We start from the raw sequence: 16,397 nt of genomic DNA on the forward strand, positions 1-16,397 counted from the left end.
CCGATGGCAAAAAAAGCTCCTGAAATGGAAGAATATAAATATGGCTTTCGTGATGAACACAAATCCATTTTTCAAACGGGTAAAGGTCTGACAGAAGAGGTAGTAAGAGAAATTTCCCGTATTAAAGAAGAACCAGAATGGATGCTTGAGTTCCGTCTGAAGTCTTTAAAACAATTTTATAAAATGGATATGCCAAATTGGGGTGGAGACCTTGATGGTCTCGACTTCAATGAAATCCAGTACTATGTTAGACCTTCTGAAAAGCAAGGAAAGACATGGGAAGAAGTTCCTACTGAAATTAAAGAAACTTTTGATAAATTGGGTATTCCTGAAGCGGAACAAAAGTTCCTTGCAGGTGTATCTGCACAGTATGAGTCTGAGGTTGTATACCACAACATGCAGAAAGAACTTGAAGATCAAGGTGTAATCTTCATGGATACTGATACTGCGCTCAGAGAACATCCTGAAATTTTGAGAGAGTACTTCGCTACGGTAATTCCTCCGGCAGATAACAAATTTGCTGCTCTAAACAGTGCGGTATGGTCTGGCGGAAGCTTTATCTACGTACCAAAAGGCGTGAAATGTGAAGTGCCTCTTCAAGCATACTTCCGGATTAACTCCGAAAATATGGGTCAATTCGAGCGTACGCTGATCATTGCTGACGAAGATAGCTTCGTTCACTATGTTGAAGGTTGTACAGCTCCTGTATATAGCACGAACTCCCTGCACAGTGCGGTTGTTGAGATCATTGCGAAGAAGAACGCTCGCGTTCGTTATACAACGATTCAAAACTGGGCACCAAACATTTATAACTTGGTTACGAAACGTGCTGTTGCAGAAGAAAATGCAACGATGGAATGGGTCGATGGTAACATTGGTTCCAAACTGACGATGAAATACCCGGCTGTTATTCTTAAAGGCCGCGGTGCGAAAGGTTCTGTACTTTCCATTGCTGTAGCAGGTAAAGATCAACATCAGGATGCTGGTGCAAAAATGATTCACCTTGCTCCGGATACTACTTCTACGATCGTATCGAAATCCATCAGTAAACATGGTGGTAAAGTAACGTATCGTGGTCTTGCATCATTCGGACGTAACGCTGAAGGTGCAAAATCCAACATCAAGTGTGATACGCTCATTCTGGATAATGAGTCGACTTCTGATACCATTCCTTATAATGAGATCATGAACGACAACATTACTTTGGAGCATGAAGCTACAGTTTCCAAAGTATCTGAAGAGCAGCTTTTCTATCTGATGAGCCGTGGCTTGTCAGAAGCAGAAGCAACACAAATGATCGTAATGGGCTTCATCGAGCCGTTTACGAAAGAACTTCCAATGGAATATGCGGTTGAGATGAATCGTCTCATCAAGTTCGAGATGGAAGGTTCCATCGGTTAAGCCTTCATCCATAAGGCTTTCCGAGACTTCGTTACAGGGCGTTGAACTTTAAGCATCCTTTTAGTTAGGAAACGAATGATAAAGGCCGAGGATCCAATCCTCGGCCTTTTCTTGTTATTATGATTGAACCGTCCTAAATATTTCTGGAGAAGTTCAACTAAGAAACTAATACGTTTGATAAGTGATACCTCTAACCAAAAAAAGAAGAGCCCATTTGGGCTCCTCTTTTTTTGGCATCTATTTATTTTTTGTTGAGACTAAGAATACTCGTGATTGCTTCGTTCTTACGATATTTCTATGGCTGATTAAAGCGGGGTAAAGCACTTATGTAACGAATTTCTACATGTTGCTAAATATAGATTTCTACGATTGCGATATCTCTTTGTTTGGCTAGATCAATAAATCCACGGGAGCATTTTACAAGTGGCCTAAAATAGTCATTAGGATTATTCATAACAATCATTCCGGTGTCGCCGGATGTAAGCAGAACTCTTTTACCGATAAAATTAGGCAGTAAATGTTTGATGAAACTTTGGGTAACCTCTGCATTCAATTGACCAAAACTGAGACCGTACAATTCGCATAGAACAGAAATATACTCCTGTTTTGATTGATACACACGATTAGAAGTCATGGCACTGTATACGTCAGCAACAGCTGCAATGCGCGAATAGGGGTGAATATCGTCTTTACGCAGTCCATAAGGATATCCGCTACCATCTTCACGCTCATGATGCTGAAGTGCTGGAAGGGCAAGGAGTTCACTGCCAGTTGATTCGAGGATAATATCATAACCTTGCTTGGCATGCTTTTTCATGATACGAAACTCTTCTGCACTAAGTTTGCCAGGTTTGTGCAGTAAATGCTGCGGAACGACGGATTTACCGATATCAATGAGATATCCAGCCTTCGAAATGGTATAGCAATCATCTGCTGAATAACCAAGCCAAGATGCGATATAGTAAGTGAGAATCCCTACTTGTACGGAGTGATTATAAGTATACTCATCATCCCGATCTAGAAGCAGGAGCAGGGATACAACATCCTTCTGATCGACAAGATGCTCGGTCATCGGTTGAAGCAGATCATCGACTTCATTCATGGCAATGGTCCCAGAGTTCATAGCTTGCTTAAAAATGGTTGCTGTTCCTGCCATCGTCGTATCAAATATGGGGACAAGCTTCATAAGTGATTCGGCCGGCGATGAGGTAAACACAGGAGTAGGAAAAACAGGCGGTTGCATACTTTCTGCGATATCAACATAATCAATACCATGCAATTTAAGCTTATTAATATCAGAATCGCTTAGGAGAGAGCCTGCTGGCATCAGCTGAACACCGGACTGGTTAAATGTGTCGCATTCCAGCAACTGACCAGGCTTAAGATCGGAGACATGTAATCTCAAATAAATAAACCACCTTTAAGCATTTAATTTGAGATTATCATAACAAGAAAAAAATGGTATGACAATGACTTGTTTACTGAAATGGTCATGTCTGTGGGTTCCATGGCCCAGTCTGATGACCCTTCCATTCCGATCCATCTTCCCACACCTCTTTTTTCCAAATAGGAACGATTTCCTTCAAGCGTTCAATTGCATATCTGCTTGCATCGTAGCAATCTGCTCGGTGGGGAGAAGAAACCGCGATAATAACGCTAATTTCTGCAATATCAACTTTACCCAGCCGATGAGAAATGGCACAAAGCGTTCCTGGCCAGCGCTGATCAATTTCCTGACCTATGGTTTGCATGGTGGACAAAGCCATGGGAATATAGGCCTCATATTCAAGATGAACCGTTCGCTGATCCCCTGTCATTTCTCTCGTGGTGCCTACAAAGGATATGGTTGCTCCGTGGTTCGGAGTAATTACTTTCTCTGTTGTCGATTCTACCGATAATGGGGCATGGCCAATCGTGTATAATCCATCTGAGCTGGCATGGAGATCTTCACTTCCAGCTGAGCCGGAAGAAGTACCGTCACCGCCGGAAACAGGCGGAATGAGGGCAATCTCATCCTCTTCTTTGATAATGACGTGAGAAGGAGCATACTCCTGATTAATCGCGATAATCGCACTCTGAACAAGTTCGGAGGCATTCGGATACTGATTCATAAGTTCTTGTTTTACTTGTCCCGCCGTATAGGGTACTTCTATCGTAAGATCAATTCTGGATTGACCGATTCTTTCCGCAATTCCTGCAAATAATAAAACAGTTATATTCAATTTCTTTCACCTCAATTTGCTTGATAAACCCTTTTAATATATCATATCTTACTTGAAAATGTTATTCTTATCTATTAGATGACACATGGGAGATAAGGACTAGACTGATTCATTTTTCCGGAGGAGGGAAAGAAGATGAACCATCTGAAGAAGCAAATACTTACCATTCTTCATACGAATGATATTCACAGTCACTTTAACAAAATGGGATCCATAGCAGCGATGATTAGCGAAACCAAAAAACAATCTTCATCCGGAGAAGAATGGTTGGTTCTTGACATAGGAGACCATATGGACCGGGCGGCGGTCGAGACGGAAGGAAGTATGGGTGGGGCAAATGTCGACATCCTAAATATGTCCGGATATGATGCGGTTACGATCGGTAATAATGAAGGTCTAACTTTTACAATAGATGTTCTTAATCAAGCTTATGCAGGACTTTTGTGTCCTATCGTATGCGGTAATCTTCTATTAAAAAGCACAGGTAAACCTCCTTCATGGATGGAGCCTTATCATATAATGAATAAAGGTGGTATCCGTATAGGTCTGCTCGGGGCTACAGCTCCGTTTAACGCTTTTTATGAACTGCTTGGACTGGAAGCCCTCGATCCGGTTGAAACGTTAAGACGTCAGACAGCTGAGATACGAGATCAGGTAGATATAGTCATTGTGATGTCTCATCTTGGTATTATGATGGATGAAAGAATAGCCGAAATAATAGAGGGGATCGATGTTATTTTAGGAGGACATACGCACCATCTTCTTGAAGAACCGCTGAAGATTAACGGAACTGTGGTTTGCGGGGCAGGGAAGTATGGCCAGTATGTGGGCAAAGTTACCTTTGAACGTAATCCAGGACAGGAGCGTTTTTCTTTGCTTTCCGGCGGTTGTTTTCCGGTGAATGAGGAACTACTTGATGAAAGGGTAACGGCTGCTATTCTCACACATCGCAAAGAGGCTGAGATTAAACTAAGCCGGACTGTGGCCATCACAGACAGGGAACTGCCTATTGCTTGGGACGAGGAGTCTCCGTTTGGTAATTTACTGGCCCAGGCAGTACGACAATTTACAGGCGCAGAACTATCGGTTGTGAATGCTGGTCAGCTTATGGGCCCACTTCCAGAAGGAAATATTACGGAAGGTATGTTACATTCTCTATGTCCATCTCCCATTAATGCGTGTACAATTCAGTTAAAAGGGTCAAATCTGAGAAAGGCTCTGGAGCAAAGTCTTTTACCAGAATACAGGGATCTTGTGTTTAAGGGATTTGGCTTCCGTGGTTATCAGATGGGGGTCCTTTGTCTGGATGGCGCTGAAGTACACTATGATAATTCTAAACCACCATATAAAAAGATTACAGAATTACGTGTCCAGGGCATTGCACTTGATGATGATCAGGTGTATAGAGTAGGAACTTTGGATATGTTTACGTTTAATATCGGTTATGAAAGTCTTTCTTTAGGTTCGGATCTTTCCTTTCGATTACCTGAATTTATTAGGGATTTGGTTGGGATGGAGCTGCAAAGACCACAGGCGTTGGATGAAAGTTCACTGCCTCGTTGGCACTCGGTCCATGGTAGCTGATGAACTGTTAAAGAGCATTTTGATGTAGGCAGGAGAGGTTGACCTTGCGTCTTGTATCCATTACTATGCTTGAGCCCGGGATGAAACTCGGCAAGCGAATATATAATGAAGAGGGCATCGTTTTATTGGGCGAACAAATTGAACTGACTTCCCATTTGATCAAGCGACTTTCTCAGTTGGGAATTAGTTATGTATATATCCATGATCCAGGTACAGAGGATATTGAGTTTCCTGAATTGCTCCGAGAAGAGACCCGAATCCGTGCTTTGAAGGAGATTAAAAAACAGTTTTCCATTCTATCGGGTGGTAAAATGAAAAATCAATATCCTTATCTAGGTAAAGTTTTTACCGATGTAATGGAAATGATTCTTGAAGATATTAGCTCCCACTCAGATGTCATGATCATGATGTCAGGCATGCATACCATGGATCATGCTTTGTATGACCATTCCCTTAATGTTTGCATCTATTCCTTGATTCTTGCCAAAGCTCTCGGTTACGAGCAAAGCAAACTGATGGAGCTTGGGCTTGGTGCTTTGCTGCATGATATTGGCAAGACCCAAATTCCTTCTCACATTTTGCAGAAACCCGGTAAACTAAGCCAAGAGGAATATGAAATTGTAAAGAATCATACGTTATATGGATTCAGGCTTTTGAAGGATGAACCCGGTATTCCGCTTCTATCCGCACACTGTGCACTTCAGCACCATGAACGGCTGGATGGTCAAGGTTATCCTCAGGGGCTAAGAGGACATGAAATACACGAGTATGGCAAGTTGCTTGCCTTAACTGACTCTTATGATGCCATGACGACCAATCGTGTCTATCAAAATGCACTGCTTCCTCATCAAGCGGTTGAGATGCTGTTTGCTGGCACAGGCACGCTTTACGATCAACGAATTTTGGAGGTTTTTAGGGACTATGTAGCTATTTATCCGGTGGGGCTCACGGTACAGCTTACAACGGGTGATACTGCTGTCGTTGTTCGCATACATCGTGAAGCGCCACATCGCCCTGTCGTTCGAATCATTAAAGATCAGGAAGGTAGAAAGTTAGATGCTCCTTACGATCTCGATTTGCTCCATCAATTATCGGTAATGATTACGGGGGTAGGCGAAGAGATGGCCCTGTCGTTCACTTCAGAAGAGCCTCAGTTTACATAGCAAGGCGCTTTTTGTTCGAGTGGGTAACATGAAACACGGTAAATTATTATTTTAGGATTGCTGGGTAGCTATCCGTTTATTTTAGGAAGTAAGGTGAATTAAATTGACTTTATTAAATCATGAATCAAATGCTTCAAAAATTATTTCTCCGGCGTATGATCCTTGGGACCCGATTACGTCCCTTCGAAAATATGGCAACCATAAGCTGACAAGTGTAGAGATGACGGTAACTCACTTGTGTAATATGCGGTGCGAACATTGCGCTGTCGGAGATATGCTTGTAATGAAGGAGGCTCCTTCGCTTCCTGTCTCCGAGATGATTAAGGCGCTGGATCAGGTAGAGCACCTTGAAACCATTAGTTTGACTGGTGGGGAGCCTAGTTTTCTCGAAAAAACAGTAGATGAGATGATTGTTCCTCTGCTGAAATATGCCAAAGAGAGAGGCATAAGATCCCAGATCAATTCTAACTTGACACTTGATCTCAGTCGTTATGAGAAAATGCTGCCGTATCTCGACGTCATGCATATCTCCTTTAACTATTTAAGTGCCAAGGATTTACATGAGGTTGGTTTTACAAACAGCCAGCGGCCGGTAAGTTATGAGGTGGCAGCAAGAATGTACGATAAAATGATGGAGAATTCTTTGAAGCTGAGTGAGCAAGGAATGTTTATATCAGCTGAATCGATGATCAATTATCGTACGCATGATAAACTTGCGGGAATTCATCGTTTAATCGGGCAGATGGGGGCTAAACGTCATGAAGTGCATCCTATGTATGCTTCTAATTTTGCGGCATCCCTACCTGTACTCTCATTAGATGACATGCGTAACAGTATCCATGGTCTGCTGGATGCCAGAGATAAAGACATGTGGATGTTGTTTGGAACGCTTCCTTTCTATGCATGCAATGGGGGAGAAGAGGACCGAAAGCTCATCTCGAGGTTGCACAAAGAGCCGAACGTAACCGTTCGAAACGATCCAGATGGTCGAAACCGGGTTAACGTGAACATGTTCACAGGAAATGTGTATGTTACTGATTTTGCAGATATCCCTGCCTTTGGCAATATTAAAAATCAGAAGCTAGATGATATCTTTGAAGAATGGACGACAAATCATCCGCTGAATCAGACAGTTAACTGTTTCTGTGATGCAGCTCATTGCTGTGGTCCGAACTTGCTTGTAGCGGATATGTATTATAAAGGTGCAGACTTTAAGACTAGAAAAGCCTTCGCCGACATTGTGTAACTTTTATGAATTTTCTATTGAAATTCTTGTTTCAATATAGGAGTGCTAAATAATTATAGGCAGCCACGTTATAGTGGCTGCCTATTTTACATTGTTTTAGGAAATAGATGTTTCTTTCTTGCCCATTCCGACTCGAAAAAATTTAAATACTTCCATCAGCAATACGGAACCAAGTGCAAGTCCTCCAGCAATGAGGAACTCATTCCATCCAAATGTAGCTGGAATGGAGAAGATGCCACGTATCGCAGGAATTAATGTAATGCTGTACAGAACAAAACATACGAGTACAGCGCCAATTACGTATTTATTGGAGAAGATCCCGACTTGGAAAATAGTCTGCTGACTGGAACGAGCCGCAAAGGTTTGCAGGGTACGAGCCAAAATCAATGTAGTAAAGGCCATGGCAACACTCATTTCTGGGGAATGACCAAGACCAATGTACTGGGAAATAATAACGGCAATCCCGATAAGTACGCCGCGTGTAATGACTGCTCCGAGTGTTCCTCCAGCAAAGATCCCCTCGTTAATATCGCGTGGTTTCCGTGACATCACATTAGGTTCTGCTTTTTCCATACCAAGTGCAATGGCAGGGAGGGAATCGTTCGCGAGGTTAATGAACAACAGCTGAATGGCCGTAAATGGATTGATCCAATCCACAATCAGCGCAAACAGAATTGCAATGATTGCGCCGAGGTTTCCGGCGAAAAGATACGCGATGGCTTTCTTGATATTATCAAAAACAGTTCGTCCTACTCCAACCGCATTGACAATGGATACAAAGTTGTCGTCTGTGAGTATCATCGCAGCTGAATCTTTGGCTACGTCAGTACCACTGCCCATAGCAACACCGATGTCTGCTTGTTTCAATGCAGGTGCATCATTGACTCCGTCACCTGTCATTGCAGTAATTTGACCTTTTTTCTGCCAAGCACGAACGATTCGAATTTTATTCTCTGGTGAAACACGGGCATACACGGAGATATGCTCTAACTTTTCATCAAGTTCCTGCTCTGACATCGCATCAAGCTCTTGACCTGTAACAGCGAAATCCCCTTCACTCATGAGACCGATATCCTGTCCGATGGCTTGAGCTGTTGTCTTATGGTCTCCGGTAATCATTACGGTTCGAATTCCTGCTTTTTTGGACTCAACAATGGAGTCATAAACCTCTTCGCGTGGAGGGTCAATCATTGCAGTAAGACCGACAAGGACAAGATCATATTCATCATCCACATCTGCTCGGGTCGTATCATTTGGGATGGTTTTGTAAGCATAAGCAAGCACGCGAAGGGCCCGCTTGGAAAAATCCTCGTTTTGTTGACGGAATTGTTCTAGTAGTTCATCCGTAATCGCTTTTTCTTCACCGTTTATAAATACACGGTTACATCGGCTGAATAGTACGTCAGGTCCACCCTTTGTCAGAATTGTTTTTTGTCCATCAAAGGTATGAATGGTAGACATGAGCTTGCGGTCCGAATCAAAAGGAATCTCTGCTTCTCGCGGAAATTGATCGCGAATTTCTCGATAATGTTTGTTTTTATTGTTACTGAACGCGATGAGCGCAATCTCAGTAGGATCACCGAGTTCTTTACCTTCCTCATTGATATGAGAGTCATTACAGAGGACGGCTATGTGCAGAAGACGGCGTTCTGCATCAGACAGAGTGTCCGGATCATTAGGGAATTCTTCTTTTGTCCCTTCTGGTATATAGTAATCTACAACGGTCATCCGGTTTTGGGTCAGTGTACCGGTTTTATCCGTACAAATGACACTAGTAGAACCTAAGGATTCAACTGCGGGTAGCTTGCGAATAATCGCATGCTGTTTTGCCATTTTATTGGTCCCGACGGAAAGGACGATGGTGACAATGGAAGAAAGGGCTTCTGGAATAGCAGCTACCGCAACAGCGACAGCAAACATGAGCGCATTGAGGATAGATGCAGTCATATCTACTGAAGTATTTGAAAAGTAGATACGTGCTGCTTCTACTCCAAATATAATGACAGAGAGAATAAGGATGAAGATCCCCAGCTTTTTACTGAATTTATCCAGTTTTCGCTGAAGTGGAGTTTGTTTGGACTCTGCGCTTTCAATTAGACCAGCGATCTTCCCGATTTCCGTTTTTTCTCCTGTACCTGTAATGACAACAGTTCCCCGGCCGTACACCGTAAGTGCACCACTAAATACCATGTTGAGACGATCTCCAAGAGCGACTTCGCCTTCTACTGGATCTGTATGCTTTTCAACTGCTTCGGATTCACCTGTCAGCATACCTTCATTCACTTTTAAGCTTCCGGACTCAATGATCCGTCCATCTGCTGGTACATAATCCCCAGCTTCCAAGAGCACGATGTCACCGGGAACAAGCTCCCTTGCTGGTAACGTTAGACGTGCTCCTTCACGGATGACCTTTGCTTCTGGTGCGGAGAGATTTCGAAGGGCGTCTAAGGAACTTTCTGCTTTTCTTGTTTGCACAACACTAACGATGGCATTAAGAACAAGGACAAGAAAAATAATTAAAGATTCAATGTATTGACCGAGAACAAGCTGAACGGCAGCTGCAATAAGAAGTACAATGACCATAGGGTCCTTAAAGTTCTCTACAAAAAGTTTCCAGAGCGGATCTTTGTCCTTGGACTTGAGTTCATTGGGGCCTTCCGACTCCAGTCGTTTTTGGGCTTCTGCACTTGATATCCCTTGCTCGGAACTATTTACTTGTTTGAGAACCTCTTCTTTATTCTGTTGGTAATAATTCAAGTTGAACTTCCCTCCCTATATATCTTGCTGTTTGTAATTCAACAATGTGATGTATTTTCTTTTGCCCTATGTATATAAAATTTATCAGCAAAAGGAATCACGGTTTATCCAGACAGTATAATTTCTCCAGACCCTCCTTTAGTTATGCTTGATTCATAAACACTCTGTTTATTAACCGTTAAAAAAGGAAAAGACACTTGTTTTTTCCTGTCATATATGTAGCTTTTGTGAATCAAACTAAATTTTACATAACCCAGGTTTACATGACTGATCCATAATGCGTATCATAGACAAGTACAGTTATAGTGAGTAGAACCCATTTGGATACGGAAAGGATGCTGCAGAAATGAATCAAACGGTTTCTCTAAAAAAACCGGAGGCAATGATTTTTGATATGGATGGAACTCTTTTTCAAACCGAGTCGCTTCTCATACCGGTATATCACCGTCTTTTTGACATCTTGAGGGAGGAAGGTCATCATGAAGGGCCGACACCGCCAGATGAACTCATGCTGGGAAGTCTCGGGATGCTTCTTCCGGATATTTGGAAAAAAGTCATCCCGAATTCTACAGAGGCAGCTAAATTGCGCGCGGATGAGCTCCTTCTTCAGCTCGAACTGGAAGATTTGAAAGCTGGTTCGGGTGTTCTCTATCCAGGAGTGAAGGAAACGCTTCAAGCTCTGCATGAGATGGGGGTTAAGCTGTTTGTAGCAAGTAACGGGCTAGAACATTATGTAAAAGGGGTAGCGGAAATCCATCAAATTACGGAATTGTTTGATGATTTATATAGTGCTGGTGAATTTAGTACAGCTTCCAAAGTAGATCTGGTTAAATTACTTCTTGATAAACATCAGATTAATAATGCATGGATGGTAGGAGACCGTTCTTCCGATGTGGAGGCGGGTGTTGAAAATGGACAGGCTGTCATTGGCTGCGCATATGCCGGTTTTGGTAAAGAAGATGAGTTAAAAGGTTCAAGCGCATTTATTAACGATTTTACCGAGCTGCTCACACTTTATAAAAATGCAGAGTAAGGTAACTTTACAAAATTCAATATAGGTCAATCAAAAAATGCCGCATAGTTATATCCTTGTCACTCCAGCGCTTGCATGGTCTAGTGACAAGGTATAACATATGCGGCTTGTTTTTAGCACATCTTTTAAGAAATCTACTTTTTCTTTTGTTTGTAGAGCCATAAGGAGTACTCAAGAGGTTTGATAATGGCCTGATGATATACCTCATCCTGACCTATTTTAGCGAATACTTCCCGTGCCGGCTTGGGATTTACCTCAATCAGAAAAATTCTCCCATTCTTATCGATGGCGAGATCAAGTGCCAGTTCACATAAGACTCCATATGTTTTCTCAAGATACTTAGCTACCTCAACACCAAATTCCTTAGCTGTATCCCGCACATCGTTACGTTTCTCTGGATCAGCAATCCACTTGGAGAGCAGATCGTTCATCTCTGCTGCTATACCTCCACCATGCAGATTAGAAGTTACACTTCGCTCTGCACCGATTCTACCAGCGCAGCCTGTGAATTCCCATTCCCCGTTTTTATTTTTCTGCACCAACATTCGATAATCATGAACACGGCCATTCGGAAGCTTCAATTGAACCCCTTCTTGAATGATGTAACGACTCCCCATGTGGCAGTTTTTTAGAAACGTCGATAGGTTCTCAGAACGGATTCTTTTGGGTGAAATAATGTTTCGATCCTGATCTCTACCTTGTATAAGTAGGGTGTTTGGGTCCTTCGCTACTCGCTCAATTCGTAAAATACCGCGTCCTCCTGTACCATTGATCGGTTTCATATAGATAAGCTTGTGGCTCTTCAGCATGGTTTTTACATCCGTAGAGTTTTGATACATCTTTGTATCAAGTAAAAAGGGGCGAAACATGGCCTTCTTGTTCAAGACCTGATGAATCGTCCATTTATTTCGAAGAGGACGGTTTAGAAAAAGAAGATGTGCATATTTTCTTCTAAAACGCAGTAGCTCCTGAAATCTTTCACCTCGCTGAATGCGGCAGCGGTCAAAGATGAGATCGGGAAAAGGGCGCCATTTTTGAATCCATCGTTTTTGCTCAGGTAGATACATGAGAGCATAAATCATTTCTTTGCTGGAATTTACTTCAGAAGGTGTGAATACATAGACATCAATGCCTAGCTTTTCGCCTTCCTCAATCATTTTTTCATATATTTTTTTCTCTTCGAGGTACTTATTCTCATTGAGATATAGGGTTAATATGCCTAGGACAGGTGACGGCATAATATGATCACCTTCTCTATTGTCTGATTTGTAAAGTGTTACTGTCGAGATTTTTCCATTTGTTTTGCAAGATAGGTGCAGTAGTGAATAATTCGTTCTAGCGATCGCTTGCGAATACCTGGTTCGTCAAATTTCATCGGTTTCGCATTAGCTTCAAAAAAGCAAATCCCTCCGCTCGGGTCCACTCCAAGGTCCATGGACATCTCACCAAGCTTGTGACCTGCGGCTTTTTCTACTTGTTTGGCAATTACCATTACGGTTTCTTTGACCTGAACCATAATTCGATCAGCAACTTCAGCGCCGAATACTTCGGTTAGCAATTCGACTGGATCTTCAACGCTGCCTCCACGGGGGACATGTGTTGTTATGCTTTTATGTCCGGCAAGCCGAGCGCCTATACCTGATAAACTCCAGACCCCTTTGCTGTTCTTCTGTACAAGTACACGGAGATCAAAAGGACGACCTTTATAGGTTGCAAGCTCGATTCCTTGCTGAACGATGTAATTACTGTTTTCTGTTTCTAATTTTATTTTGTTCCACAGTTTTTGCAGGGTGGCAGCTTTGTAAGTAACGCTTTTCTTCTCATCTTGTATCCGAAGTCTGAAGGGAAGCTTATCATCTTTGTGAAAAGTCAGTTTCATAATTCCTTTTCCTGCTTTGCCGCTTTCCGGCTTCAAATAAACATAAGGATATTTCTCCAGTATCCTGCCAAGACCCCGACTTGTTCGAAGTCTTTTGGTGTAGGGGATAAAATCACGGGTTGATTTGACTTTATTGAGCCATTCAAACAGATCCCATTTGTTGAAAAAAAACGGATTGAACAGGGTTACGTCTGGATGGTTCAGACATTCTTGTATTTTCTTTTGAACAATCGGATCCTCTTCATCTTCTCGCTGAGGAATGCGATTATAGACAACATGGGGAAGAGGGAATAGGCCTTCAATCCATTCCTTCGTATAGTCATCATACCTATAGCCTTTAATTTCTTTAGCAGAAAGTTTCAGGTCACGGACGGTTACGATATAGACAGAACATCCAAGCTCTTCACCAGTCTTGATAATATCGCGGAAATTGTTACGGTTCCCCCGGAAACAAAGCTTCTTGTCTTGCATGGTTAGGATAGCGATGACCGGTTTCATGTCTCGGCCATCACTATTCATGTATCTTCCCTCCGATGGAACTGACTGAGGTATAAACAGTGATCTAATATGTGTTCCACCGATGCTTTCCCCTCTGTTCTGAGCAGAGGATGACGGAAGATCGACCGACCGGGTTTCGCGTTCGCTTCGAACATCCATACGTGTTCCTCCTGATCAATGCCGAGATCAAAACCAATTTCACCGAGGACGTGCTTGTGATGAAATTCAATGGCCTCAGCTAGTTTAATAGCGACTTCCTTTGACTTTTGAAGAACCTCGGATGACCTGCTCCCAAACGCTTTGCTGAGTGCTTGCTCCGGTGTCATCAGTGATCCACCGTTTTTAATATGAGTCGTGATTGAGCCGCGACCGGCTTTTTTAGCTCCGATGCCAACGACAACCCATTCGTTTTTACCATTCTTGTGCATGTGAAACCGAAAATCAATAGGGCAGCGATCAATTTCAACGAGCCTTATTCCTTGTTGTGCAACATAGTCGTGAGCTTGTGATCCAAGCCTTGTCTGTAACATCCGCGAAAGACCCTTAAAAGTTTTGAAGCGAAGAAGTACATTGCCACTCGCTTTTCGATAACGACAAAAATATCCGCGACTCGGCAAATAGGTCAATCTAAAGATACCTTGACCCAGGCTTCCGGAAGAAGGCTTATAGTACACAATTTGATGCCGCTCGAGCATTTCCTTAATGAGATCCATACTTGGATCAAGGTGGGATTCAGGCACATAACCATTTACGGTTTGATCATCTTCAATCAATTTGTAGATATCTGATTTGTTGAAGAAGCTCCAATTGAAAAAGGGGATATTTTTACGTTCAAAACGATCCCGAATCTGGTTTGTGGCATGAGAGAAATCAGAACGCCTGCTCGGCAGACGATTGTATACAACATCAGGAAGGGGAACATGTCGTCTGACAAACCCTCCACTATCATTTAGAAAATAACCGTATACAGATTCGTTACTCCAATCAATATCTCTTGGTGTAAATCCGAAAGTATAGGATTTTTGATTTCCCGCTTTAAGCAGCTGTTTCACAAATCCCGTTCTTGATCCAAAAGGTTTGGTAGCAGATAAGGGACCATCAGATAAAATACCAATCAGCGGTCCGAGCTGTACCTCATCACCTTCAACACTTTTTATTAAGATACCACCGTTATTTGGAACTTGGATGGCGCTACGAACCGCACTAGTAAGATAAATGTGTTTCCCGTTCTTTTTCACAGTTTTCAAGAGGACGGGAATTCGATTTTTTCCAAGTCGGATATGAATATTTTTTTTGCCGGTCAATTGAAAATTTTTAATGAGGGCATTGGAAAGATAAATAGTTTTCTCCGGCCGTTTTGTAAAATGCAAGTTGCATAATGTCAGACTCATGGATTTTTATCCTCCTATCCTGAAACGCAAAGGATCAGTGATATGAATATTTACGGATCAGGCCAGCTTGTGCTGGAAGTATTCGTCTATTCTTGGTTTACTTGCGACAAACCGAATTAATGAGAATGGAGCAGTAAGTAACGAGCGTACTCCAGCGGTTTATTACAGGCTCTATCTGCACTCTCGGAATCACCGGAGAGAAGGAAGGCAGCGCGGCCAGGTTTCGAGTTCACTTCAAGAATCCATAGGTGACCACTTCGGTCGATTCCAAAATCAATGCCTAGTTCGCTAAGTCGTCCATAGCGGCTTTCTAGAATACACGGAATGAGAGCCGATAACTCTGCTGCTTGCGTAAAGAGGAGAGTCGTAGTTTCTTTTCCGTATTCACGCTCAAGGAAGGATTGAGCTTCCAGTGCTCTTCCGCCTCCATGAAGATTTGAGGTGAGACTGCCGGCTGTTCCTTCGCGAATCATCAGACCGCTAAGGTCCCATTTGCCGGCACCATTTTTTTGAACAAGCGCTCTTAAATCGAACGGTTTAACATCCTGATTCATTAGTGGTAAAAAGGGCTGGATAATATAAGGTTTAACACTAAGAATACGATGTAGTTGAAGAAAACCGGAATTTAGATGAGAGAAACGTTTCTCAAAGTAACGATTGGACCGAGTACGTCCTTGAACAAAGAGGATTTGTTCGGACGGAACCCACTGAACCAGCACCGTACTTTTTCCGTGTGAACCAGACTGGGGTTTCAGAAAGACACCTTTGGGATACTTCTGAAGCCAATTTCTTAGTTGATCTTTGGACTCATATAATTCGGTTTCAGGTAAATGTGCATGCAGTCCTTCACATGACCGAAGAGACTGATAAACACGCCACTTTCCTGGCAGAGCTCTGGAAAGATATCGAACTTTGTGGGAAGAGGATTTATTTGCCTGGTTTAATCTTCGCCGAAACACACCAGGAACGGGAGCCAAACAACGATCGTAGATCAGGTCTGGAACATCAAACGTTTCCTTGATCCAGTGGTCATTCACATATCGATATCCTTGATACTTTCCGTTCGGCTCAGACCCTTTCGGGGTGAGGATGACAACATTCATATCGAATTTATCACTTTCTAGACATAACTTCCGGCAAAAGGCTTCATCCGCGAAAGGAGGTGAACCTTCTCGTTCATTCACTAGAACACCAAGAGTACCCAATGTTTCATGCATATTTCA

At 42.6% G+C, this 16,397-nt stretch carries 12 protein-coding genes; 5 read left to right on the plus strand and 7 right to left on the minus strand.

Going from position 1 to position 16,397, the window contains the following annotated elements; all coding sequences use genetic code 11:
- Positions 1–3 precede the first annotated feature (3 nt).
- On the plus strand, positions 4–1,401 hold the full coding sequence (gene sufB, locus KFT32_RS08950; protein ID WP_211746796.1) for a Fe-S cluster assembly protein SufB: 1,398 nt from the start codon (positions 4–6) through the stop codon (positions 1,399–1,401).
- Between the two features lie 349 nt (positions 1,402–1,750).
- Here sufB and KFT32_RS08955 read toward each other — a convergent pair whose 3' ends face one another.
- Positions 1,751–2,806 (minus strand): HD-GYP domain-containing protein, encoded by a 1,056-nt coding sequence (locus KFT32_RS08955; protein WP_211746797.1) that lies wholly within the window; start codon positions 2,804–2,806, stop codon positions 1,751–1,753.
- An 85-nt stretch (positions 2,807–2,891) separates the two neighbouring features.
- On the minus strand, positions 2,892–3,623 hold the full coding sequence (locus KFT32_RS08960; protein WP_211746798.1) for a molybdenum cofactor biosynthesis protein: 732 nt from the start codon (positions 3,621–3,623) through the stop codon (positions 2,892–2,894).
- A gap of 135 nt (positions 3,624–3,758) precedes the next feature.
- On the opposite strand from KFT32_RS08960, the gene KFT32_RS08965 reads away from it, so the two are divergent.
- The 3 genes from KFT32_RS08965 to yfkAB all read left to right on the plus strand — a co-directional run bounded on the left by KFT32_RS08965 (position 3,759) and on the right by yfkAB (position 7,616).
- Positions 3,759–5,207, plus strand: a complete 1,449-nt coding sequence (locus KFT32_RS08965; protein ID WP_211746799.1) for a bifunctional metallophosphatase/5'-nucleotidase — start codon at positions 3,759–3,761, stop codon at positions 5,205–5,207.
- 44 nt (positions 5,208–5,251) lie between these two features.
- Positions 5,252–6,370 (plus strand): HD-GYP domain-containing protein, encoded by a 1,119-nt coding sequence (locus tag KFT32_RS08970; protein ID WP_249435757.1) that lies wholly within the window; start codon positions 5,252–5,254, stop codon positions 6,368–6,370.
- A gap of 103 nt (positions 6,371–6,473) precedes the next feature.
- Positions 6,474–7,616: a radical SAM/CxCxxxxC motif protein YfkAB gene (yfkAB, locus tag KFT32_RS08975; protein ID WP_211746800.1), complete on the plus strand. Its 1,143-nt coding sequence runs from the start codon at positions 6,474–6,476 to the stop codon at positions 7,614–7,616.
- A gap of 96 nt (positions 7,617–7,712) precedes the next feature.
- Here the strand turns inward: yfkAB and KFT32_RS08980 are convergent, their stop codons facing one another.
- A complete protein-coding gene (locus KFT32_RS08980; protein WP_211746801.1) occupies positions 7,713–10,373 on the minus strand; it encodes a cation-translocating P-type ATPase in 2,661 nt (886 codons plus the stop codon).
- A 346-nt stretch (positions 10,374–10,719) separates the two neighbouring features.
- Here KFT32_RS08980 and KFT32_RS08985 point away from each other — a divergent pair, with 346 nt between their 5' ends.
- Positions 10,720–11,406 (plus strand): HAD family hydrolase, encoded by a 687-nt coding sequence (locus KFT32_RS08985; protein ID WP_211746802.1) that lies wholly within the window; start codon positions 10,720–10,722, stop codon positions 11,404–11,406.
- A gap of 134 nt (positions 11,407–11,540) precedes the next feature.
- Here the strand turns inward: KFT32_RS08985 and KFT32_RS08990 are convergent, their stop codons facing one another.
- The 4 genes from KFT32_RS08990 to KFT32_RS09005 all read right to left on the minus strand — a co-directional run bounded on the left by KFT32_RS08990 (position 11,541) and on the right by KFT32_RS09005 (position 16,391).
- Positions 11,541–12,644 (minus strand): YheC/YheD family endospore coat-associated protein, encoded by a 1,104-nt coding sequence (locus KFT32_RS08990; RefSeq protein ID WP_211746803.1) that lies wholly within the window; start codon positions 12,642–12,644, stop codon positions 11,541–11,543.
- Between the two features lie 38 nt (positions 12,645–12,682).
- Complete coding sequence (locus KFT32_RS08995; protein ID WP_211746804.1) at positions 12,683–13,804, minus strand: YheC/YheD family endospore coat-associated protein; 1,122 nt, start codon at positions 13,802–13,804, stop codon at positions 12,683–12,685.
- Positions 13,801–15,174, minus strand: coding sequence for a YheC/YheD family endospore coat-associated protein (locus KFT32_RS09000; protein WP_211746805.1), 1,374 nt, complete (start codon positions 15,172–15,174; stop codon positions 13,801–13,803). Before KFT32_RS09000 ends, KFT32_RS08995 begins: the two co-directional genes overlap by 4 nt.
- A 116-nt stretch (positions 15,175–15,290) precedes the next feature.
- On the minus strand, positions 15,291–16,391 hold the full coding sequence (locus tag KFT32_RS09005) for a YheC/YheD family endospore coat-associated protein (protein ID WP_211746806.1): 1,101 nt from the start codon (positions 16,389–16,391) through the stop codon (positions 15,291–15,293).
- Positions 16,392–16,397 lie beyond the last annotated feature (6 nt).

It is taken from the genome of Paenibacillus sp. Marseille-Q4541 (assembly GCF_018310695.1).
In the GTDB taxonomy this organism is placed as follows: domain Bacteria; phylum Bacillota; class Bacilli; order Paenibacillales; family Paenibacillaceae; genus Paenibacillus.

Coding starts and splice junctions, on each gene's coding strand:
- KFT32_RS09005 (WP_211746806.1), bottom strand. CDS start 16,391: ATGCATGAAACATTGGGTACTCTTGGTGTTCTAGTGAATGAACGAGAA.
- KFT32_RS09000 (WP_211746805.1), bottom strand. CDS start 15,174: ATGAGTCTGACATTATGCAACTTGCATTTTACAAAACGGCCGGAGAAA.
- KFT32_RS08965 (WP_211746799.1), top strand. CDS start 3,759: ATGAACCATCTGAAGAAGCAAATACTTACCATTCTTCATACGAATGAT.
- KFT32_RS08995 (WP_211746804.1), bottom strand. CDS start 13,804: ATGAATAGTGATGGCCGAGACATGAAACCGGTCATCGCTATCCTAACC.
- sufB (WP_211746796.1), top strand. CDS start 4: ATGGCAAAAAAAGCTCCTGAAATGGAAGAATATAAATATGGCTTTCGT.
- KFT32_RS08985 (WP_211746802.1), top strand. CDS start 10,720: ATGAATCAAACGGTTTCTCTAAAAAAACCGGAGGCAATGATTTTTGAT.
- KFT32_RS08990 (WP_211746803.1), bottom strand. CDS start 12,644: ATGCCGTCACCTGTCCTAGGCATATTAACCCTATATCTCAATGAGAAT.